The organism is Thermoanaerobacter thermocopriae JCM 7501, assembly GCF_001310975.1.
Taxonomy (GTDB): domain Bacteria; phylum Bacillota; class Thermoanaerobacteria; order Thermoanaerobacterales; family Thermoanaerobacteraceae; genus Thermoanaerobacter; species Thermoanaerobacter thermocopriae.
Window position 1 is genome coordinate 99262 of record NZ_BAZY01000002.1, and the last position, 23337, is coordinate 122598.

Genomic DNA, 23337 nt, shown 5'->3' on the forward strand with positions numbered 1-23337 from the left:
ATTTGGAAAAAGGTGATAGGATGGAATATGCAAAAATATTAGAAGACATAAGGAATAACATTGAAAAAGTGATAGTAGGGAAAAGAGAAGTAATTGATTTAATGCTTACAGCTTTAATATCTTCAGGCATATTCTTTTAGAGGATGTGCCAGGAGTTGGTAAAACTACTATTGCCAAAGCATTAGCTAAATCTATTAGTTGTGAGTTTAAGAGGGTGCAATTTACTCCCGATTTGCTTCCTAGCGATTTGACAGGGATAAATGTTTACAATCAAAAACTCAATGAATTTGAGTTTAAAAAAGGCCCTTTGTTTACCAATATATTGTTAGCTGATGAGATAAATAGAGCGACACCCAGGACTCAGTCTAGCCTTCTTGAATGTATGGAAGAAAGGCAGGTAACTGTAGACGGTGTCACTTATCCTTTAGACAAACCCTTTTTTGTTATTGCTACGCAAAATCCTATAGAAAGTTACGGCACTTTTCCTCTTCCCGAGGCTCAAATAGATAGGTTTTTGATGAAAATAAAAATGGGATATCCCAAAAGAGAGGAAGAGCAGAGAATAATAGACCTTTTTGATAAAGGTAGTCCCTTAGAGAATATTCAGCCAGTTTGCAGCAAAGAGGATATAATAAAAATGCAAAAAGAGTATACCAATGTGTATGTGGAAAAAGATGTTGCCAATTATATTTTAGATATAATTGAAAGGACAAGAGAAGATAGGGAGATAGAATTGGGAGCAAGCCCAAGGGCTACATTGGCTTTTTATAAATCTTCTCAAGCTTATGCTTATATAAAAGGAAGAGATTTTGTGACACCAGACGATGTAAGGTATATTGCACCATTTGTGCTTTCTCACAGAATTATTTTAAAAGGGGTAGGTAAACTTAAAAATTTAAAGGCGGAAGATGTAGTGAAAAGAATCTTAGAAGAAGTTCCAATCCCTCTTGAAAAATAGAAATTAGGTGGTTTTGAAAATGAATGCTTTGTGGTTTATTCTTCTTGTGGCTTTTGTATTAGCCATGCAAGCTAATCTTTATAAAAAATACATTTTTAAGGATTTGAAAATAGAACGGAAATTTGAAAATCCAGCTATTTTTACTGGAGAAAAGACAACGCTTAAGGTTACACTTGTAAATAAAAAAATTTTCCCTATTACTTATTTGAAGTTACAGCAAAAGATTCCTGTGGAACTTCAAATGGTAAAATCATCTATGGTGGAAAATAATGATAAAGTTAAGTATTTTCACACTACAGTGCTTTCTATGATGCCTTTTCAGAGGATTACAAGGAAATTTGAAATTGTAGGTATAAAAAGGGGAGTATACAATCTTTTTGACCCCGTTAAAGTTTTTTCTACCGATTTATTTGGCAGTGAGGAATATGAAAGTGAAATATTGGCTCATGCGAGACTGGTGGTTTATCCTAATCTAATAGATTTGAATAGTTCTTTTGTTGTGGCTGATTCTCTTCAAGGAGACGTGTTTGTAAGAAGATGGATAATAGAAGACCCTATTATGATAAGTGGAATCAGAGATTATACTCCTTCTGACAATTATAAAGACATAAATTGGAAAGCCACTGCCAAAAATCAGACATTAAAAGTGAATAAATATGATTATACAGCAGATAAAAAAATAATGATATTGTTTAACATTGATTTTCACAGGTATCTGTTTAAGACTATTGACCTACAAGAGTTTGAAAAGGCAGTGGAAGTAGCAGCTTCTTTATCAGTGGATTTATTAAAAAAAGGCATTCCTGTTGGATTTTCTACAAATGCTATCTGCCTTTTTGAGGGGGATTACAGTATTATAGAGCCTTCTGCAGGAGAATCTCAGATTTCAAAGCTTCTTGAGGTTTTTGCAGGTTTGTCTTTTTTTAAGAGATATGACCTTGAAGAAATTTTAAGGCTTATGACAAATCATTTGTCATGGGGCACAGATTTAGTGGTTGTAACGCCTTTTGTAGATGACAAAGTTGTAAATGCTCTTTCTGACATAGGAAATACAAAAATTTCAATTGTTTCAATAAAGCCTAATGAAATTGGTCATTTGCCAACAAATATTAAGTTATTCTTTTATAATGAAGAGGGGAAGCAACTTGAAACTGTGGGATAGAGAAAAGTTTGTGAGGACGTTTTTGACAGTTTTAGACGGCATGATGGTATTTTTAATTTACACCCTATTAAATGGGCTTTTTATTAGAGAAAAAGGTATTTCCTTTGGAATAATCCTTTTAGTTTCTTTAATAAGCGGGGTTTTTAACAATGCAGAAATTGAGATGAAAGAGAAAACTTATAAACAATTGAATTTAACTATAGGTGTTGTAATTAGCATTTTGTTGAGCGCAATAATTAGTGAAAATTATTATCAACTGGTGGCCATATTCATTGTGTTTTTGTATATTTGGTCAAGAGGAGTAAAAAACAGAGGAATCTTCGTTAGTGATATGTTAAATGTGGAACAATTTTATAAGCAGTTAATAGGTCTATTTGTCATAAATATTGCGAACTATTTTATGCCTCCTGAAGATATATTGATAATCCCTAAATATAGCATTATTTATATTCTGCTCAGCATTTTTGTGCTTTTAGAAGTTAAAAATCTCAGATTCTCCGATAATAGGTCAAATAAAAGAGTTTCAACTTTTGAGTGGGCAGCAGTAAGCCTTATAATTTTAACTATGATTTTGCTTTCTTCTCCTGCTGTGAGAGGATTTATCTATCATTATTTGTATGAAGGCATTGTAAAAATTTTTGTTTATGGCGCTTCTTATTTAGCTTATGGTTTGTTTTTAATGTTGTCAAAGCTTTTTAGCCTGCTGCCTATAGACGAAGAGTATTTTAAAAAGGCGATGGAGGAAGCCTTAAAACAAGATAGTAGTAAGGGAAATATGTTTGAGGAGCAAATTCCTCAAGATTATGCTTGGCTTGTCCACATGATAAATGGAATAGCTACTTTATTAGCTGTTGTTATAATAATTGCTTTGATGGTATATATTATAAAAGCAATAACAAAGCTGCAAAAAGAAAAGCATGAAAGGGATTTTACAGAAGAAAAAGAGATTGATATAAAAATTGGGGATTTGCAAACATATAAAAGATTAAAAGGCATAAGCCAGAAAATAGCTGAAAATGTTCGAGAGCGAGTAAAAATTTATAGGGATTCGAGGAAAAGGGTAAGGTATTATTATAAAAGATTTTTAAAACACTTATACGAAAACAAAATTCTTGTAAAAGGCAACCATTCTAGTGAAGATGTTTATAAAAAAGTGGTGGAAGTTTTTCCTTTTGTGCATTCTGCAATGGAGGAAATTACAGCTCTTTACGAAAAAGTAAGATATGGAAATTATTATCCTCAATATGAGGAAGTAAAGGAATTTGAAATAAAGTTAAGAGAAATTATAAAAAATTTGAAACAAATTTAGATTTACTTTGTTGGAATAAATCGTATATAATAGTACTATAGAAAGTATTTAGAAAATAGTGAGAGGGGAATGGCAGTGAAAAATCCGCTAATTATTACATTGATTGTTTTGGCTGTAATAGCTGTATTAGTATTTGGGACAATTTATGGAACTTATAACCAATTAGTGGCGTTAGATGAAAATGTAAATAGTAAATGGAGTCAGATTGATAATCAGCTTCAAAGAAGGGCTGATTTAATTCCTAATTTAGTAGAGACTGTTAAAGGATATGCAGCACATGAAAAAGAGATTTTTGATAGTGTAAATAAAGCGAGAGAAAAACTTTTAAGTGCCAACACTGTTGCTGAAAAAGCAGCTTCAAATGATGAATTAAATACAGCACTGGGGAGGCTTCTTGCTATTGCAGAAAATTATCCTAATTTAAAAGCTGATGCAAATTTCAGGCAGTTAAGCGACGAACTAGCAGGAACTGAAAACAGAATAGCTGTAGCGAGAATGGATTATAACAATGCTGTTCAAGCTTATAACACCAAGATAAGGTCTTTTCCAACCTCTATCATCGCCAATATGTTTGGGTTTAAGGAAAGAGAATATTTTAAAGCAGATGAAGCAGCAAAAACTGTGCCTAAAGTAGATTTTTCCAAATAAGCATTCCTGCAATAAATTAAAATAGCCTTTGCAAAAATGGTTAATATTTTACTTTATCTCTGTTTTTTGCGGAGGTCCTCTTGTCAAAATGTTGAAGCTGATGGGTGCATTTTAACTGGTGTGGCTGCAGGCTGTGCTTTGCGGTACTACCTTATGCTGTAATTATAAAGGTGTTTTATAAACTCTTCGAACAGATTCGACTTGAACTTATCTTTATGATAAATGATGCTAAACTTCCTTTCAAACCTTATATTTTCAATGTCAACTTTTACGAGCCTACCGCCTCTTATCTCCTTTTTCACGGCCAGCCTGGATATGACCGAAACGCCTATATTAGCTTCGACGGCCTTTTTTATGGCCTCCGTATTGTTAAGAACGTATTTTATTCTGTACCTCACGTTATTTCTCGCCATGGTCTCCTCAAAGATCTCCCTCGTCCCACTTCCCTTTTCTCGCATGATTATATCCTCATTTTCAATCTCTGCGGGCTGATGCTTTTTTTCTCTGCCCACCTGTGGCTTTTTGAGCATACAAGATATAACTCATCATCTATATAGGGTGTTACAACAATGTCCCTTGAATGGACCGGACCTTCGACAATGCCAAGGTCTATAGAATTGTTAAATACCAGCTTTTCTATCTCTGCCGTGTTGCCAATCGTAAAGTAGACGTCGATACTGAACTTTTTCCTGAACTCGCCGATTATCTCCGGTAGCAGGTAAATTCCCACCGTTGTACTGGTTCCCACTCTCAGCCTTCCCATCCTCATGTTCTTCACATCATCAAGAGTACTCTCTGCTTCCTTGACAAGATTGAGTATCCGCTTTCCGTAACTATACAGGATTTCCCCAGCATACGTGAGACTGAGATTCCTACCTATCCTGTCAAAGAGTCTAACTTGGAGTTCTCCCTCCATCTGCGATATGGCCTGGCTGATAGCAGGTTGGGACATATAAAGTTTTTTTGCGGCAGCAGACATGCTCTTTAACTCGCAAACGGTTACGAAAATCTCTATATCCCTGAGGGTCACAACGATCACCTCATATAACCATAAAATTATCATTTTCATAATATCATAATACTTTACTAATGAAAAGATAAAAAACTCGGCATTCTTAAACTTTCTCAAGTCTTGTGTGTTGTTGGCCTTGTATAAATTATTATTATCATTGATATAACTATTTATTATTAGACTAAAATTTTTATGGGTGTTATACTTATATCAAAGTTAATTATTTAACGTTAATTATTTAACATAAAAATTTAAAAAGAAAATTCTGAACATTCTGTTTGGACTTGAGGTACTGTTCCAGTTATTCAATCTGCCTTTTATATTTGTCGAGTTCTAAGATTGATGGTTTTTGTCAATCTTTTTGTATCTGGATTATAAAGAATATCAAATGATGTATATTGAGGAGGAAGAAGATGAGTTATTGTGTAAACATTAAAAGGATGAATGAAATCTTAAAAGAATTGCAAAAAGAGTACAAGGTATATGCTCCTGTACGCTTTGAAAAGCGTGGTCGTTATTCAGACACTGATTTGATTCGATATGCAGAAATTAACTCAATTGAGGATGTAGTCTACGATGAGAAATCAGATTTTTCACCAAAAGAAGTGATATATCCGATTACCCAGGCGCTATTCTACTTTACCGAATATGAATATATGGAAAGCAAGGTAGATGACAAAAAGATTCTGATATTTGTCCGCCCCTGTGATATAAATGGCTTTAGACGACTTGATACTATCTTTCTCAAAAACGGAGGAACAGAAGATATTTACTACAAGCGTTTACGGGAAAAAGTAAAGTTTATTTTAATGGAATGCAAAGAAGGAGGTTGGGATAGTTGTTTCTGCGTCTCAATGGGCTCCAATAAAACCGACGACTACAGTTTAGCAGTTAGATTTGGCGATGATAAGATATTGGTAGAAATAAAAGACGATGAATTTACCAATTTATTTGCCGATGAAAGAGAAGTAGAATTTACCCCTGAATTCGTTACCTCTAACCCGACAAAAGTTAACATCCCTGAAATTGATAGCCATGAATTATTAGAAAAAATTTACGATCTCGATATGTGGAAAAGCTATAATTCAAGATGTATAAGCTGTGGAGCCTGTACGCTGTGTGCATAACCTGCAGCTGTTTTAACACATTAGACGTAATATACACAGAAAACGGAAAAGTTGGTGAGAGGAGAAGGGTTCAGGCTAGCTGTATGCACGAAGATTTCACGACAATGGCAGGTGGACTGAGTTTCAGGAAAACCGCGGGAGAGCGGATGAGATTCAGAACTCTGCATAAAATTTATGACTATAAACTTCGTTTCAAAGACGAGCACATGTGTGTAGGATGCGGGCGATGTGATGAAAGATGTCCTGAACTAATATCTTTTCCGGCTACCATTAATCGCCTGTATGATGAAGTGGAAAAACTCAAAAAAACGGAGACAACAAATAAAGATATAAGGTAAACAGCATCAATTGAGGAGGTAAAGTAAATGAGTGAAAATATAATGCTTCCAGTTCCCCATAAAATAATCGATATTATACACGAAACAGAAAATGAATATACTTTCAGAATAGAAACCAATGCAAAGGTAAAACATGGACAATTCTTTCAGGTGTCTTTACCTAAAATCGGAGAAGGCCCTATATCTGTAAGTTCGATGGGAGATAATTGGGTAGAACTCACCATACGGAAGGTAGGAAAACTTACCAATGAAATATTTAATTTAAAACCCGGTGATAAGATATTTATGCGAGGCCCTTATGGTAATTCATTCCCTGTAGATGATTTTAAGGGTAAGGATCTAGTTGTCATCGCCGGTGGAACTGGGGTTTCTCCTGTTAGAAGCCTTTTAAAGTATTTTTATGAACATCCAGATGAAATACACTCTCTGTATTTCATTGCGGGATTTAAGGACGAAAAGAGTATACTGTTCAAAGAGGATTTAAATAATTTTAGAAGCAGGTTTAACACAATTTATACTCTTGATAAAGATAAGATAGAAGGCTTTGAGGTCGGCCTTGTTACAGAACACATCAAGAAAATACCATTTGACAGCTTTGAAAATTACAATGTAGTAATTGTAGGTCCTCCTGTTATGATGCACTTTGCCGCTTTAGAATGTTTAAAGAACGGTGTAGCCGAAGATAAAATCTGGTTATCTTTTGAAAGGAAAATGTCTTGTGGCGTCGGCAAGTGTGGCCATTGCAAGATAAATGAGACATATGTTTGTCTGGAAGGGCCTGTCTTTAATTATACTAAAGCAAAAAATCTGTTGGATTAATCGGAGGGATAATTATATGAGTTACGATATAGATGTAAAAAAGGTTCGAAGAAATTGTTATCGTCAGTCAAAAGTGCGGGGGGAGTTCATGCTCCAGATACGCGTTCCCGGCGGTGTTATAGATGCTAAATATCTGTCATTTTTTCAGCATATTGCGGAAACTTGGGGAAACGGAGAATTTCACCTGGGAGTCAGACAGACAATTTCAATACCAGGGATCAAATATGAATATATAGATGAGGTTAACAAATATATAAGACCATATATCGAAGAAATTGAAGTAAATTTATGCGGCGTTGATATGGAAGTTGATGACAACGGGTATCCGACCATAGGAGCTCGTAATATAATGGCTTGCATAGGTAATCGTCATTGCATATATGCTAACATTGATACAACCGACCTGGCCAGAAAAATAGAAAAGATTATATTCCCCAGCGATTATCATATAAAATTAAATATATCAGGATGTCCTAACGACTGTGCTAAAGCTCACGTTAGTGATATCGGTATAATTGGTATTACAAAGCCGGAATACGATTATGAGCGCTGTATAGGGTGTAAAAAGTGTGTAGAAGCGTGTGCTCATCATGCAACGCGTGTTTTATCTGTAGAAAAAGGAAAAATCGTGAAAGATACCTGCTGCTGCGTCGGCTGTGGCGAATGCGTCCTAGTGTGTCCAACTGGTGCTTGGACCAGGAACCCTAAAAAATTCTACAGAGTATTGATCGGCGGCAGAACAGGAAAGCAAACACCTCGTATGGGAAAAATCTTTTTAAACTGGGTTACAGAAGATGTGGTTTTAGGTGTACTTAAAAACTGGGAGACATTTTCTGCTTATGTTATGAACAACAAACCTGAATACATCCATGGTGGACACCTTATTGACAGAGTGGGATATAACAAATTTAAAGAAATGATATTAAAAGATGTTAAACTAAACCCAGAAGCTATGGTGGCTGAAAGGTATTATGGACAGAAACCGAATACAGGTCTAATTTTAATGTAAAACCCGTAACCCAACGTTAAGTTGGCATGGAATAGTGAGGAATCAAGACGTGCATAGGTGCACGAAAAGATCTAGAATAAGGCAGGCGAATAGGATTGATGAAAGAAATTGTAGATTCTCATGTACATGTTTCATTACTTCCATTCGAAGGATGGAAGAGTATGGCGCTGGCCGGAGTAAGGAAAATTATTGGCTGTTCCCTATTTTTTGGGGCAAAACATGCAGAAACACTCTTTGATCATTTCCATCAGATGTTAACTCTTTCTATAAGTAATGCCGCTAAAAATGATATTAAGCTTTACGTGGCCATTGGCATTCACCCCATGGGAATACCGGACGACTGGCCCAGGGTGATCGACGCTCTTCCATCCTACCTTAAAATGAGTGGTGTCATTGGGCTTGGTGAGATCGGGCTACATGAGGGAAACAAGCGGGAACAGGAGGTTCTCCATGAGCAATTGAAGATTGCCAAGGAATACAGGTTCCAGCAATCATTCATACTCCGCCACAGAATAGAGTTGAAATTACCGAAAAAATAATTGAGATTGCTGCTACTGTGGGGATGGAACCCGGAAAAATGATTATAGACCATGCTAATTTAGATATTATTGACTTAATCGAAGACTTTGGGGCCGTTCCCGGGCTTACTATTCGCCAAGAGGGGTTCACTTCTCAACTATTGATGAATCATCTGGAACGCTTCCAACGAGGTGTACTAAATAGCGATTACAGCAATCTAAAACCCAATGATCTGCTGAGCGTACCCAAGACCGTGTGGTACTTAGAATTGAACGGAGCTTCTCCTGAAGTCATTGCTCGAATTGCGAGATACAATGCTGAAGAAGTTTTTGGTATTTAAACGCTCAGCAATATGATTTATTACTAAGTCATAGTATTTAAAAACCAAACTACTTAGTGGTAAATCCATAATAAAGGAGAGAAGAGTATGCCACTCAACAATGACCAAGATGAATTTCTTGATTTAACAATCCTCACCTACCTCAAAAAGCTTGGGCCGGAATATGCGAAACTTTTGGCGAGGCGCCTAGGTTTATCATTAGAAGAAAGCAGAAAGCGACTTCAAAGTTTGGAGGAGAGAGGACTAATCAAGCGAGTGGAAAGAAGAATAGTTAAATATTACCATCGACGACGAAAAAGTGTTAAGCATCGCAATCACACATATTATGAGCTCACTAGGGAAGGGGAACTTTTTCTAAGACAGGCGAGGAAGGAAATTGATATTAATTTTGACATCGAATACCCTAACAGATAAAATGACTTATTTGTGTTTGTTAAAGCTTGTTGGCCCTCAAGCGAAGTGGACTAAAATGCACAATATGATAAAATTTCTCTAGGTTATTGTGAAACCTCAAAAGGCTCTAAAAATAATTGGTTTCACAATAAATTAACCTAAAAGGGTCATATATGGAGGAGGATTTTAAAGTGAAATATGTTGATGTAGAAAAGATTAAAAAAGACTTTCCTATATTGAATGTTAAACCTCATGGTAAAAAGCTTATTTACCTTGACAATGCTGCCACAACTCAAAAGCCAATTGAAGTCATAAAAGCTATGGATAAATATTATGAAGAATTAAACGCCAATGTATACAGAAGCCCACACTATTTAAGTGCTCTTTCCACACAGGCTTATGAAGAGGCAAGAGAAAGAGTAAAAAAAATTTATTAACGCAAAAAAAGAAGAATCCATAATATTTACGAGAAATACTACAGAATCAATAAACTTTATAGCATATACGTGGGGAATGAAATATATAAACGAAGGGGACGAAATAATACTGACAATAGCCGAGCACCACAGCAATATGCTTCCATGGCAAATGGTAGTGGAAGCTAAAAAGGCGAGACTCAAATATGTCCACCTTGATGAGAATTTTAGGCTTTCTATGAAAGACTTTAAAGAAAAAATGTCTGACAAAGTAAAATTGGTTGCTGTGCAACACATGTCAAATGTTTTAGGTATAATAAATCCTGTGGAGGAGATTACACATATTGCCCACAAATACGGCGCAAAAGTGTTAATAGATGGAGCACAAAGTGTACCTCATATGCCGATTGATGTACAAAGAATAGGCTGTGACTTTTTTGCTTTTTCTGGTCACAAGATGCTCGGACCTATGGGAATTGGGGTTTTATATATAAAAGAAGATTTGCTTTCTGATGTTCCTCCTTTTTTAAGAGGTGGAGAGATGATAGACGAAGTCTTTGAAGACCGTGCAACTTTTGCTCCCCCACCTCTTAAATTTGAAGCAGGTACTCCCAACGTAAAAGGGGCTTGTGTGCTTGTTTCTGCAATAGATTATATAGAAAAAATTGGGCTTTCCAATATTCATAATCACGAAGGCGAGCTTTTGGAGTATGGCCTTCAGAAAATGAAAGAATTAGACTTTGTAAAATTGTATGGCCCCAACGATGCGAAGGAAAGGGGAGGCTTAATTTCCTTCAATGTAGAAGGTGTCCATCCTCACGACGTTGCTACAATACTAGACGAAGAAGGAATTGCTGTAAGAAGTGGGCACACTGTTGTCTGCCTTTAATGAGGTACTTAGGTGTTCCTGCAACTGTAAGAGCAAGCTTTTACCTCTACAACGACTTTGACGATATTGACGCACTTGTTGAAGGACTTAAAAAAGTTAGGAAGTGGTTTAAATGAGCGATTTGAATCAGCTTTATTCTGAGGTTATAATGGAACATTACGAAAACTCTCCCCATGAAAAAGAACTTAAAGATGCTACCCACAAAGAAAGAGGTTACAATCCTCTTTGCGGCGACAATATTACTCTTTATTTAAAAATGAATGGTGACATTATAGAAGATGCTTCTTTCACGGGCCATGGGTGTGCCATAAGCCAAGCCTCAACCTCTATGATGATAGACCTTATAAAAGGGAAAGACAAAAAAGAAGCTTTAAGGCTTGTGCAACAATTTATAGACATGATGCACAAAAAAGATGTAAATCTTGATGAATTAGGTGATGCTCAAGTACTGCAGGGAGTATCTGACTTTCCTGCCCGCGTAAAATGTGCTTTACTTGCGTGGAAAACGCTTCAGGAAATTTTGTAAAAAAGAGATAAAAGTTTGATAATGTTCTTTATGACATGAATGCGAATATTTTTAAAATCTGCCTCTTCCTATTTGAGGTCTAACGATTCTCAGGATAATAGTATAACTTTTTTTTAAAAAGCCAGCATATTTTATAAATTTGTGTTGATACTTATTATTATCTATGCTAATATACTAGACATGAACAGTAATACATTAAAATAATTTAAATTTAACGAAAAAAATGATATTTTTAAAACTTAATTAAGTTACTCACAAAATATTGAGATAGGGAGAGGCAAAATGAAAAGGAAAATTTTTTTAATTGCAATTGCCTTTTTATTATTATTTTTTAATTCTATAGCTTTTTGTGCTCTTGATGTTCCACCTAAACCTATTCAATTTAAATATGTATATGATTATGCGGGGCTTATGTCTCAAAATGATATAGAAGAGATCGAAAAAGTAGGGAAAGCTTTAGATGATGCCACAAAGGCACAAATAATAGTTGTTACAGTTGACAGCATTGGAGATTACCCAATAGAGGAATATTCTCTTAGCCTTTTTAGAAAGTGGGGAATAGGAGACAAGGAGAAAAACAACGGTGTTCTCCTTTTAGTGGTAAAAGACAGACTTTTAAAAGGTCAGGCTGGAAAAGTGAGAATTGATGTAGGTTATGGCTTGGAAGGGGCAATACCGGATTCTGTTGCAGGGAGGATTTTAGACGATTTTGTTTTAACTTCTTGGGCAAAAGGCGAGTACTCTAAAGGCATATATGCTGGTTATATGGCTATAGCCTCAAGGGTTGCAAAAGAGTACAATATAGACCTTCAGGGATTGGATGCTTCCAAATACAGTGTCAATACAAGTAACAATGATAGCGGGATATCCTGGGAAGATATTGCTGTAGTGATTATACTTATTTTAATATTTATTATCTTTGGAAGAGGAGGAAGACATATAAGAAGGGACTGGTGGGGTCCAGGAAGCTTTGGCCCTGGAGGAGGATTTGGAGGCTTTAGAGGTGGTGGCTTCGGCGGTGGAGGTTTTGGCGGCGGGGGAGGCTTCGGCGGAGGTTCTGCCGGAGGCGGAGGAGCCAGCCGCTAAACTAGATATCTTGGTTTTTATCAAATTGAGGGAACTTTAGAAACGCCCTCAGTTTGTTTTTTTAAATTCTCTCAAATACAGGTTTTAACTCAATTACAAGGTTATCAAATATACTAACTTTTACTTTATCCTCTTCAGAATACATTTGAGGCCTTCCATAACGTCCTTCTTCAAGTGTGAATACCATAACCACCTTTTCATCAGGTTCTACAATCCAATATTCTTTTACCCCTGCTTTTTCGTATAAATTAAACTTTTCTATTTTATCTTTTTGACCAGTTGAAGGAGAAACTACTTCTATAATCAATTCTGGAACTCCATAATAACCTGTCTTTTTAAGTCCTGAATTATCACATATAATGATTATATCAGGCTGTACTACATTGGTAGTTTCTTCATCTTTTTCATTTGCTTCTGGTATTCGCAAATCGAAAGGAGCAGTAAATACTCTGCAAGATTTATCCTGCAGATAGTTTGCAAATTGCCTTGCTAGTTCTAACAATACTGCTTGATGTTGCCATGTTGGAGCTGCTTGTAGATAGGGAACACCATTAATAATTTCCCATCTTTCTTCTTCAGACCAGGTTAAATAGTCGGCATAAGTATATTTTTTATTTTTTTCGGGCAATGGCATAAAATACCCTCCATCATCTATCATTAACTTATATTATTATTTTAATTATATCATAATAAAAACAAGATAAAAGGGAAAAAATGATATATATTTATAGATGCAAGTGATATAATAAGGTTGAATTAGTTAAACTTAGAGGCAAAAGGAGATAAAATATGTCAAAAATAGAATTTATAGCATCTACTCTTTTTGGTGTTGAAGCAATAACTGCAAGAGAGGTAAAAGAGTTAGGGTATAAAGATGTCACTGTAGAGAATGGAAAAGTCACTTTTGTAGGCGATGAGGCGGCCTTATGCAGGTCAAACCTTTGGATTAGAACGGCAGAGAGAATATACGTAAAAATAGGGGAATTTACTGCCACAACTTTTGAAGAACTTTTTGAAGGTACAAAGGCTCTTTCCTGGGAAGATTGGATACCTGAAGATGGCAGGTTTCCTGTGGAGGGTTATTCAATAAAATCCAAGCTTTTCAGCGTGTCTGACTGTCAGGCAATAGTTAAAAAAGCTGTTGTGGAAAGGCTTAAGAAGAAATACAAAAAAGAATGGTTTGAAGAAAACGGCGCAACTTATAAAATAAAATTTTCATTAATGAAAGACAAGGTAACACTTATGATTGACACAAGCGGCGACGGTTTACACAAAAGGGGATATAGAGTCATATCCAATGAAGCACCTTTGAGAGAAACTTTGGCTGCCGCTATGATAATGCTTAGCTTTTGGAAACCAGATAGACCTTTGATAGATCCTTTTTGTGGCTCTGGAACGATTCCGATCGAGGCAGCTATGATTGGAATAAATCTCGCACCAGGTTTAAAACGACAATTTGTTTCCGAAAAATGGTGGAGAATATCAAATAAATTATGGAAAGAAGCGAGAGAAGAAGCAGTTGGTGCTATTAAAAAAGATATAACTTTAAACATAAAAGGATATGACATTGACGAAAACGCCATCAAATTGTCAAAAGACAATGCGCGTAAAGCTGGTGTAGAGAAATACATAACTTTTGAAAATATCTCATTAAAAGATTTAAAAACAGATGATAAATATGGTGTTATAATATGCAATCCTCCTTATGGTGAAAGGATGGGGGAATTAAAGGAAGTAGAAAAACTTTATAAAGAAATGGGAAAAGTTTTCAAAAAACTTGATACGTGGTCTTTTTATATACTGACTTCCCATGAAAGATTTGAGAAACTCTTTGGAAGAGAGGCTTCTAAAAAAAGAAAGCTTTACAATGGCATGTTAAAAGCTTACTATTATCAGTATTATGGACCAAAACCAGAAAACTAATTTTTATTGAGTTTTTTCTATGTGAGGGTTATAATAAAATATAAGATTATCGATAAAAATTGGTGGTGGAGTTATGGATAATGCAGTGAGGAAGAAAGCAAAAGAATATATAGATAGATTACCAGAAGACAAAGTAAAGGAAATTATTGATTTTATAGAATATTTAAATGAAAAAAACAAAAAAGAAATGGAAAAAGAAGACAAAGAATGGTTAAATGCGGAATTAACAGAACTTCCGGAGTATGACTGGGGAACTGAAGGTCCACCACAGGGTCGTCCCGTCAAATATATAGAAGGAGTAGGCTAATTATTGAAGGAGGAAGACTGATGATGAAAAATGATATAAAACCGGGAGACGTCCTCCTTCTTTCTTTTCCTACTCATATTCCAAAAGGGCATGAACAGGAAGGCAAAAGGCCGGTTGTTGTAGTAGCAGTACCAAAAGGACCTATGAGGTATCCGCTTATAATAGTAGTTCCATTAACGACACGAGATGGAGAATGGGCAAATCAAAATCTTAATTTGTACTATAGGATACCGGCAGGAAATGGTGGATTGCCAAAAGATTCAATTGCATTATTAGACCAAATACGTGCTGTAGATGTTGAACGCATTGAATCGTTCATTGGTTCTCTTAGAGGAGATATCCTTGACTCTATTATAAGAAACTTGATACATATTTTTCAAGCAAATAGATAGCCATGAATAAGGGAATTGACTTAAATGATAAGTAGATGTAATATATAAGTGTACAAGTGAATACAAAAAATCTTATGGTCTTGAGAAGTTAAAAGGGAAAGCGGTGAAAATCCGCTGCAGCCCCCGCTACTGTGAGCGAGGATGAAGCCCTAATAAGCCACTGCTTGGCACTCAAGAGATGCGCCGGGTGGGAAGGCAGGGTGGAAGATGAATCGCGAGCCAGGAGACCTGCCATAAGATTTCGGAAGTTCGCCTTCGGAGGGAAGGTGGAATGGAATTTTTATGCTTAATTTTGGCAAAAAAGGTCTACCTCCGTGGGGTAGACCTTTTTTTGATACTTGAAAAATTTAAATTAGGAGGGTACTTATGAGAAAATTTAAAGGTTTACTTGCTTTATTGGTAGTCTTTGCTTTAATGTTTTCACTGGCGGCTTGTTCAACAAACAATGCTACAAAGCCACAAGATACATCTCAAACAGCAACTGAAATTGTAAAAACACAGTTTCCTTTAAAAGTTACAGACTTTTTAGGAAGAGAAGTAACTATAGAGAAAGAACCCCAAAGGATAGTTTCTCTTGCGCCTTCTACAACAGAGCTTATATATGCTTTAGGAGCAGGAAATAAGGTTGTGGGTGTTACAGACTTTGATAACTATCCACCTGAGGTCAAGGATATACCCAAAGTGGGGGGGTTTAAAGGGCCAAATGTAGAAGCAATTACTGCTCAAAAGCCTGATATAATATTTGCTTCCACTCTTTCCGGTAAAGAGCAAATGGAATCTTTAGAAAAAATGGGTATACCTGTTGTAATGTTGGAGGCAAAAAACATTGACCAGATATACCAGTCTATAAGAATAATAGGCCAAATAACAGGAACTGAGAAAAAAGGCGAAGAGTTAATTAAACAAATGCAAGATAAAATAAAAGAAATAAATGACAAAGTCAAAGAGCTTCCAAAAGTCAGCGTATTTTATCTGGTATCTCTTGACGGAAACTGGACAGCAGGTAAAGGCACATTTATTGATGAGCTTATAAACCTTGCAGGTGGCAAAAACGTTGCAGAGGATGTAAATGGTTGGGCGCAGTACAGCGTAGAAGAATTAGTCAAGAAAAATCCTGATGTGATAATAACTTCTCCTCATGCAGGGGATGTGAAAGACATTAAAAACATGGCAGGATATAAAGATACTAATGCTGTTAAAAATGACAAAGTATTTGTGATAAGCAATGACGACATAATATCAAGAGCTTCTAATAGAATTGTTTTAGGACTTGAAGAAATCGCAAAATTCTTACATCCGGAGGCATTTAAGTAAAGTGGGAGTAAAAAAAGGGATATATTTTGGTACAGCCTTTTCACTGCTTGTCTTTACCATGATTTTATCAATTTCTGCAGGGGCGGTAAAAATACCCCTGCAGGAGATTTTAAATGTTTTTTTGGGCGGTGGCAGTGAAACCTCTAGGACAATAATCCTTAATTTAAGACTTCCAAGAGCTATTGAATCTGCGATTGTAGGTATGGGACTTTCTGTTGTTGGGACATTTTTTCAAGGGCTTTTGAGAAATCCAATGGCAGACCCTTATGTATTGGGTGTATCATCAGGAGCGGCTTTTGGAGCTACTATTGCGATAATATTAGGACTTGGAATATTTGGACTTAGTTTTATGGCATTTATTACTTCTTTAATGACTGTATTTTTCGTATACACTATTTCTAAAACTGGCACAAGAGTATCCATGACACAATGTTATTGGCAGGTATAGCTATAAGTGCTTTTATGTCTGCAATTATCTCTCTCATGATGCTTTTAAACCATGATGAGTTTTCTCGAATTGTTTTTTGGACTATGGGAGGATTTAGCCTCATAAATTGGAATAGTGTGGTCTTTACTACTCCTATAATAGTAATTGGTTCTTTTGTTATGTATGTATTTTCAAGGGATGTAAATGCTATATTGACAGGAGAAGAGGTTGCCGAACATTTAGGTGTCAACACAGAATTAGTCAAGAAAATAATTCTTATTACAGGGTCTTTGGTGACTGCAACTGCTGTGTCAGTTGGTGGAATTATAGGCTTTGTTGGACTTATTGTGCCCCACATATCACGGCTTATTGTAGGACCTGACAATAGAGTTTTGGTACCTTTTAGTGCTATATCAGGAGCGATATTTTTAACTTTTGCAGACTTATTAGCACGAATTATTTTAAAGCCAATGGAAATTCCAATTGGGATAATTACAGCAGCATTTGGAGGACCATTCTTTTTATATCTGTTAATAAAGAGCAAACAAAAAAGTGAAGGAATGTGATGATATGGCTATTTTACAGGTGGATAATTTGCACTTTTCTTATGAAGAAAAGGAAGTTTTAAAAGGAATAGATTTTACCATAAACAAAAATATGGTTTTAGGAATAATAGGAGCTAATGGCAGTGGTAAGACTACTCTTTTAAAAAATATATCAGGCTATTTAAAGCCAGCAGCTGGGGATGTCTTTATATTAGGGAAAAATATCAAAGACTTTACTATAAAAGAAAAGGCAAAATATATAGGGTATGTGCCTCAAGATATAGTTTACGACTTTGAATTTAGCTGTTATGACGTGGTAATGATGGGAAGAATTCCTTATCTTAAAAGGTTTCAGTCGGAGAAAAAAGAGGACAGAGATATTGTAAGAGAGTGCATGGAAATTACAAATACATGGCAGTTTAAAGACAAAAGCATAAAAGAGTTAAGCGGCGGTGAGAGGCAAAGGGTGTATATAGCAAGGGCATTAGCACAAAAAGCTCGAATTTTACTCATGGATGAGCCAGTTTCTCAACTTGATATAAAATACCAAGTTGAAATACTGTCTCTTGTAAAAGATTTATCCTTAAAAGGGATACTTGTAATTATTGTGCTTCACGATATTAACCTCGCTTCACAGTTTTGTGATGAGATTTTCATAATGAAAGAAGGCAAAATAATAGCATCTGGGTCTCCCGGAAATGTTTTAACATTGAACAACATAAAATCAGCCTTTTCAATAGATGTGGAAGTGTTTGAAAATCCCATCACCCATACTCCTTACGTCATTCCATCGCTAAATGGAAAGGAGCAACTCAAAGTTGTGTAAAGCTGTAATGATTGCAGGCACCCATTCAGGAGCAGGTAAAACTACTGTAAGCCTTGGGCTTATGGGAGTGCTGTCAAAAAGGTATAAAGTTCAGCCTTTTAAAGTAGGTCCAGATTATATAGATGCTGCTTATCAGCGATATGTCACAGGGAATTTTTCCTGCAATCTCGACTTGTACCTGTTGGGGGAACAAAACCTTAAATCGCTTTTTTACAAAAATGCCTGCAATGCTGACATTTCTATAATTGAAGGTGTTATGGGAATGTACGATGGGATTGATACTACAAAAAAGGGGAGCAGTGCTGAGATTGCGAAAATTTTAGATATTCCTGTGATTTTAGTTGTAGATGCTTCTTCTATGGCGACAAGTGTATCAGCTTTAATAATGGGTTATATGCACTATGACAGGGAAGTAAAAATTAAAGGGGTGATATTAAATAAAGTTGGAAGTGAAAAACACTATGCCCTTTTGAAAGAATGCATAACAAGAGATTTAGATATTGAGGTTTTTGGCTATCTTCCAAAGGATCCAAAATTAGATTTGCCAGAAAGACACTTGGGCCTTGTACCGATATATGAGATGCCAGAAATTAAACACAAGTTTGATACCTTATATGATTATATTGAAAAATACATTGATATAGAAAAAATTCTTAATGTAGGTGTAGTTGACTGTTCAAATACATTTAGAAACACGATTGGTGAAGGTCATGATTTAAAAAGGGCAAAAATAGGGTATGCGTTTGATGAGGCTTTTAACTTTTATTACAAAGAGAGTTTGGAACTTTTTGAAGAAATGGGAGCAGAGCTTGTACCCTTTAGCCTCTTAAAGATTATAAGTTACCAGATGGAATATCGGGTTTGTACATAGGGGGAGGATTTCCAGAGGTTTTCGCGGAGAGGCTTAATAAAAACAAAAAAATATTAAAATCGGTTAAAGATGCAATAGATTCAGGTATGCCTGCATATGCAGAGTGTGGCGGATTTATGTATCTTACAAAAAGCATAACAGATTTACAAGGAAATACTTTTGAAATGGCAGGAATTTACGATTTTGAAACTGTCATGACAAAAAGGCTTCAGAGATTTGGCTATGTTGAGGCAGAAGTTATTGAAGATAACGTCCTTTTTAGAAAAGGGGATAAAATAAAAGGGCATGAGTTTCACCACTCAATAATAAAAGGTTTTTCACAGAAAGCCTCATACGTTGTGCATAAACCGGGAAAAGAAAATGCTTGGGAATGTGGATTTGTGCATAAAAATTGCCTGGCGACGTATGTTCACATAAATTTATACACATATAAAGAGGCTGTCAAGAGGTTTGTTGACAAATGTGTTCAATACCGAAACTCAAATGCTTTTCAGGAGGATTAATATGACACTTAAATTGATGATACAAGGGACTGCATCGTCTGTGGGCAAAAGCTTGTTGGTTGCCGCTTTTTGCAGAATTTTCAAGCAAGATGGTTACAGAGTAGCCCCTTTTAAGTCTCAAAATATGGCTTTGAATTCCTATATAACCGATGAAGGACTAGAAATAGGAAGAGCACAAGCTATGCAGGCGGAAGCGGCAGGAGTTAAGCCTTCTTATCACATGAATCCAATACTTCTAAAGCCCAGCTCTGATAAAAAAAGCCAAGTTGTTTTAAGAGGCAAAGTTTATAAAAACATGTCTGCAGCCGAATACCACCAATTTAAGCCACAGCTTTTAAAGTTTATTAAAGAGGACTTTGATTTTCTTGCAAGTCAAAATGACATTGTAGTAATAGAAGGCGCTGGAAGCCCTGCAGAAATAAATTTAAGAGATAGAGATGTCGTAAACATGGGTATGGCAGAGATGGTAAATGCACCAGTACTTCTTGTAGGAGATATTGATAAAGGAGGTGTATTTGCTTCAATAGCTGGCACTTTGCTCCTTTTAAAAGAAAATGAGAGAAATCGCATTGAAGGTGTACTTATAAACAAGTTTAGAGGAGACATTGAAATATTAAAGCCAGGTTTGGAGATGTTAGAAAACATTGTACACAAAAAGGTTTTAGGTGTTGTCCCTTATATGGATGTGCACATTGATGAAGAGGATGGGGCGACGGAGAGATTTTATCGTAGGAATACAGAAGGAGATATAGAGATTGCAGTTATAAATCTTCCCCACATATCGAATTTTACGGATTTTGAACCTCTTGCTAAAGTTCCCGGAATAAAGCTTCGCTATGTGAATAAAGGGGAAAGGATTGGAGATTGTGATGTTGTTATAATTCCGGGAACAAAAAACACAATTGGAGATTTGCAAGCATTAAAAGAATATAGGATTGATAAGGAAATTTTTGAAATGAGAAAAAAAGGTAAATTTATAGTCGGCATTTGTGGAGGATACCAAATGCTGGGAAAAGTCATTAAAGACCCGGGAAGAATTGAAAGTACAACTTCAGAAATTGAGGGACTGGGACTTTTGGATATAGAGACTGTAATTGAAAATGAAAAGACAACAACCCAAATTAAGGCGGTTATTCGCAATAATTTACCATCAATATTATCACCTCTTAGAAATATTGCTGTAGAGGGATATGAAATACACATGGGGCAAAGTCGAATTTTGGGAGATTGTCAGCCTTTTTCAGTAATAACTCATAGAAATGGAGAAAAAATCGAAGTCTATGACGGTTGTATAAGCGATGATGGAAAAGTGTTTGGAACTTACATACACGGAATTTTTGAAAACAGAGAGTTTGTCAGGGAATTTATAAATATTGTGAGAAAATCAAAAGGACTTTCTCCTATAGAGGAAATTATTGATTACAAAGAATTTAAAGAAAGAGAATATGATAAGCTTGCAGATATTGTGAGAAAAAGTATCGACATGAAAGAAGTCTATGAAATTATGGAGAGGTATAAAGATTAATGGAAGTGGTATTAGCCTACTTATTAGATTTGTTGATAGGAGACCCTGAAGGATATCCTCATCCTGTAAGAATTATAGGGAGAGTGGTATCACATTTAGAGAGTATACTTAGAAAATATGCTAAAAGTGACAGAGCTTTAAAAATAGCAGGTTTTATACTGTGTGGACTTACAGTAACTTTGGCATTTGCAGCAACATATGTACTACTTTATATTGCAGGACTTATACATCCATATTTAAAGTATGCTTTAGATGTTTTAATTATATATACCTGCCTTGCTACAAAAGACCTTGGTAAAGCTGCTGGAAGAGTATACGAAGCGTTGGCAAAGGGTGATATAGTTGAAGCAAGAAGAAGATTATCTTATATAGTCAGTAGGGATACAGATAGGCTTGATGTTGAGAATATATCCAGAGGAGCGATAGAAACAGTTGCAGAGAATATATCAGACGGTATAATAGCCCTATGTTTTACGCGTTTATAGGAGGTGCGCCGCTGGCTATCTTTTATAAGGCAGCAAGCACTCTTGATTCTATGGTAGGCTATAGAAATGAAAAGTACCTCGACTTAGGTTTTGCCTCTGCAAAACTTGACGACATATTAAATTTTATCCCTGCTCGCATAACAGGTTTTTTGATTGTTATAGCTGCTTTTCTCTTAGGCTATGATTATAAAAATAGTTGGAGGATTTTTTTAAGAGATAGGTTGAAACATCAAAGTCCAAACAGTGCTCACGGAGAAGCAGCAGTTGCCGGTGCTTTAAATATACAACTGGGAGGTCTTAATTATTATTTTGGAAAGCCTGAAATTAAACCAACTCTTGGGGATGGAAAAGAAAAAATTACCCCCCAACATATAAAAGACAGCATCAAAATAATGTACATGACTTCATTTTTGGGGCTTGTAGTATTTTATATAGGGAGGAGATTGATGTGAAAGAAAAAGCAAATACATTAAAAAATGTAAAGACTCTTACTCTTGTTGCTATGCTTATAGCCTTAAGTGCAATAGGTGCTCTCATAAAAGTTTTTAACACAGTTGCTTTCGATTCAATGCCAGGATACTTTGCCGCATTATACCTTGGAGGTTGGTATGGAGCCCTTGTGATAAGTTTAGGGCATATGCTTACAGCAATTACTTCTGGATTTCCTTTAGGCTTACAAATCACATATACATAGCAGTGCAAATGGCATTATACGCCTATTTGTTTAAATTTTTTTATCGAAAATTTAACATCTATATTGCAGTAATCGCTGCTACGATATTAAATGGTCCTGTTGCAACCCTTTTGTTTGTGCCAATATTCGGATGGGGATTTTTTGCGGCATGGGTACTTCCCCTAACAATTGCGTCATTTGCAAATGTATTTCTTGCAGCATTGGTTTACAAAGCGATACCGAAAAGGAGTAGGGAATAAAAAGTGATTGAGAGATACAGAGATTTAGTTGTAATTTATGAAAATGATGTAGCATATGTGATATCTTGTGACAGCCTCGGAGCAATAGGGAATAAAGAGCATGATGTGTTAAAAGTTGATGAAGAGATTGTAGGAAGGACTACTGTAAAAGTGGCTCTTTCGGAAGTACTATGTGTAGGAGCAAAACCCTTAGTCATATCCGATACTTATCCGTTGAAATGAATCCAACAGGGCAAAAAATTTTAAGAGGCATAAAAAGCGAGCTTGAAGAGAACGGACTTTCAGACGTAGTTTTTACAGGAAGTACTGAAGAAAATTTTCCCACATCTATGACAGGTATAGGAATCACTGTAATAGCAAAAGCAAATATTGGAGACTTAAAAATAAAAAAAGTCAAAACAGGTATGCATGTTTCTATTTTAGGTTATCCACGTGTAGGAAATGAAGTTTTAAGCTCAAACGATGTGCTTACATTGAAAGACTACGTAAAAATTTCCAACTCAAAAGAAATAGTGGAAGCAATACCTGTGGGTTCAAAAGGGATAAAATATGAAATTGGCATATTAGAGAAGATATCAGGATTAAAGGTGGAGGCGAATTTTCCACAACATCTTGATGTATTAAAATCAGGGGGGCCTTCTACCTGCTGCCTTGTAGTCCACAGTGAGGAAGATACAGCCTCTATTAAAGGACTGACAGATAAACCCTTAACATATGTCGGAGTGCTGATTTAGC

The 23337-nt window shown here is 35.8% G+C and carries 14 protein-coding genes, 11 pseudogenes and 1 riboswitch; of the genes and pseudogenes, 23 read left to right on the forward strand and 2 right to left on the reverse strand.

Annotated elements, in window-relative coordinates:
* Positions 1-20: 20 nt before the first annotated feature.
* The 4 genes and pseudogenes from JCM7501_RS01410 (at position 21) to JCM7501_RS01425 (ending at position 4077) form a co-directional block, all read left to right on the forward strand.
* Positions 21-958: pseudogene (locus JCM7501_RS01410) on the forward strand (AAA family ATPase).
* Between the two features lie 19 nt (positions 959-977).
* Positions 978-2120 (forward strand): DUF58 domain-containing protein, encoded by a 1143-nt coding sequence (locus JCM7501_RS01415; protein WP_028991582.1) that lies wholly within the window; start codon positions 978-980, stop codon positions 2118-2120.
* A complete protein-coding gene (locus JCM7501_RS01420) occupies positions 2104-3429 on the forward strand; it encodes a hypothetical protein (protein ID WP_028991581.1) in 1326 nt (441 codons plus the stop codon). Before JCM7501_RS01415 ends, JCM7501_RS01420 begins: the two co-directional genes overlap by 17 nt.
* Positions 3430-3504: 75 nt before the next feature.
* Entirely contained in the window at positions 3505-4077 is a 573-nt protein-coding gene (locus JCM7501_RS01425) for a LemA family protein (RefSeq protein ID WP_003867171.1), read from the forward strand.
* Positions 4078-4223: 146 nt separating this feature from the next.
* Here JCM7501_RS01425 and JCM7501_RS01430 read toward each other — a convergent pair.
* Positions 4224-5107, reverse strand: a pseudogene (locus tag JCM7501_RS01430) (selenium metabolism-associated LysR family transcriptional regulator).
* A gap of 395 nt (positions 5108-5502) precedes the next feature.
* Between JCM7501_RS01430 and asrA the strand changes: the two are divergent.
* The 8 genes and pseudogenes from asrA (at position 5503) to JCM7501_RS01470 (ending at position 12551) form a co-directional block, all read left to right on the forward strand.
* Positions 5503-6554, forward strand: a pseudogene (gene asrA / locus JCM7501_RS01435) (anaerobic sulfite reductase subunit AsrA).
* 27 nt (positions 6555-6581) lie between these two features.
* Positions 6582-7373: an anaerobic sulfite reductase subunit AsrB gene (gene asrB / locus JCM7501_RS01440; protein ID WP_003869858.1), complete on the forward strand. Its 792-nt coding sequence runs from the start codon at positions 6582-6584 to the stop codon at positions 7371-7373.
* A 16-nt stretch (positions 7374-7389) separates the two neighbouring features.
* Positions 7390-8402: pseudogene (gene asrC, locus JCM7501_RS01445) on the forward strand (sulfite reductase subunit C).
* A gap of 78 nt (positions 8403-8480) precedes the next feature.
* A pseudogene (locus JCM7501_RS16085) lies at positions 8481-9241 on the forward strand (TatD family hydrolase).
* Between the two features lie 87 nt (positions 9242-9328).
* Positions 9329-9655 carry a DUF2250 domain-containing protein gene (locus JCM7501_RS01455; RefSeq protein ID WP_003867166.1) on the forward strand — a complete coding sequence of 109 codons (327 nt, stop codon included), beginning with the start codon at positions 9329-9331 and terminating at the stop codon, positions 9653-9655.
* A 170-nt stretch (positions 9656-9825) separates the two neighbouring features.
* Positions 9826-11055, forward strand: a pseudogene (locus tag JCM7501_RS01460) (cysteine desulfurase).
* The gene (sufU, locus tag JCM7501_RS01465) at positions 11052-11465 is read left to right on the forward strand and encodes a Fe-S cluster assembly sulfur transfer protein SufU (RefSeq protein WP_003869854.1); all 414 of its coding nucleotides are present in this window, start codon (positions 11052-11054) and stop codon (positions 11463-11465) included. The pseudogene JCM7501_RS01460 and the gene sufU overlap by 4 nt, the downstream one beginning before the upstream one ends.
* A 282-nt stretch (positions 11466-11747) precedes the next feature.
* Complete coding sequence (locus JCM7501_RS01470) at positions 11748-12551, forward strand: TPM domain-containing protein (protein WP_028991576.1); 804 nt, start codon at positions 11748-11750, stop codon at positions 12549-12551.
* A 61-nt stretch (positions 12552-12612) separates the two neighbouring features.
* Here the strand turns inward: JCM7501_RS01470 and JCM7501_RS01475 are convergent, their stop codons facing one another.
* Complete coding sequence (locus tag JCM7501_RS01475) at positions 12613-13185, reverse strand: Uma2 family endonuclease (RefSeq protein ID WP_012994480.1); 573 nt, start codon at positions 13183-13185, stop codon at positions 12613-12615.
* 155 nt (positions 13186-13340) lie between these two features.
* Here JCM7501_RS01475 and JCM7501_RS01480 point away from each other — a divergent pair, with 155 nt between their 5' ends.
* The 11 genes and pseudogenes from JCM7501_RS01480 to JCM7501_RS01530 all read left to right on the forward strand — a co-directional run bounded on the left by JCM7501_RS01480 (position 13341) and on the right by JCM7501_RS01530 (position 23336).
* Positions 13341-14474 (forward strand): THUMP domain-containing class I SAM-dependent RNA methyltransferase, encoded by a 1134-nt coding sequence (locus tag JCM7501_RS01480; protein WP_028991575.1) that lies wholly within the window; start codon positions 13341-13343, stop codon positions 14472-14474.
* Between the two features lie 73 nt (positions 14475-14547).
* Positions 14548-14781: a DUF2281 domain-containing protein gene (locus JCM7501_RS01485; RefSeq protein WP_256200987.1), complete on the forward strand. Its 234-nt coding sequence runs from the start codon at positions 14548-14550 to the stop codon at positions 14779-14781.
* Positions 14782-14801: 20 nt separating this feature from the next.
* A complete protein-coding gene (locus JCM7501_RS01490) occupies positions 14802-15173 on the forward strand; it encodes a type II toxin-antitoxin system PemK/MazF family toxin (protein WP_054644769.1) in 372 nt (123 codons plus the stop codon).
* A gap of 58 nt (positions 15174-15231) precedes the next feature.
* A riboswitch (cobalamin riboswitch) is annotated at positions 15232-15423 on the forward strand.
* Between the two features lie 116 nt (positions 15424-15539).
* Positions 15540-16487: an ABC transporter substrate-binding protein gene (locus JCM7501_RS01495; RefSeq protein WP_028991574.1), complete on the forward strand. Its 948-nt coding sequence runs from the start codon at positions 15540-15542 to the stop codon at positions 16485-16487.
* Position 16488: 1 nt separating this feature from the next.
* Positions 16489-17480, forward strand: a pseudogene (locus JCM7501_RS01500) (FecCD family ABC transporter permease).
* 4 nt (positions 17481-17484) lie between these two features.
* Positions 17485-18285, forward strand: a complete 801-nt coding sequence (locus JCM7501_RS01505; protein ID WP_006569217.1) for an ABC transporter ATP-binding protein — start codon at positions 17485-17487, stop codon at positions 18283-18285.
* A pseudogene (locus JCM7501_RS01510) lies at positions 18278-19659 on the forward strand (cobyrinate a,c-diamide synthase). Before JCM7501_RS01505 ends, JCM7501_RS01510 begins: the two are co-directional and overlap by 8 nt.
* Before the next feature lies 1 nt (position 19660).
* Positions 19661-21184 carry a cobyric acid synthase gene (locus tag JCM7501_RS01515; RefSeq protein ID WP_028991571.1) on the forward strand — a complete coding sequence of 508 codons (1524 nt, stop codon included), beginning with the start codon at positions 19661-19663 and terminating at the stop codon, positions 21182-21184.
* A pseudogene (gene cbiB / locus JCM7501_RS01520) lies at positions 21184-22121 on the forward strand (adenosylcobinamide-phosphate synthase CbiB). The gene JCM7501_RS01515 and the pseudogene cbiB overlap by 1 nt, the downstream one beginning before the upstream one ends.
* Positions 22118-22602 (forward strand): annotated as a pseudogene (locus JCM7501_RS01525) (ECF transporter S component). Before cbiB ends, JCM7501_RS01525 begins: the two co-directional pseudogenes overlap by 4 nt.
* 3 nt (positions 22603-22605) lie before the next feature.
* Positions 22606-23336 (forward strand): annotated as a pseudogene (locus JCM7501_RS01530) (AIR synthase related protein).
* The last annotated feature ends 1 nt before the right edge of the window (position 23337 follow it).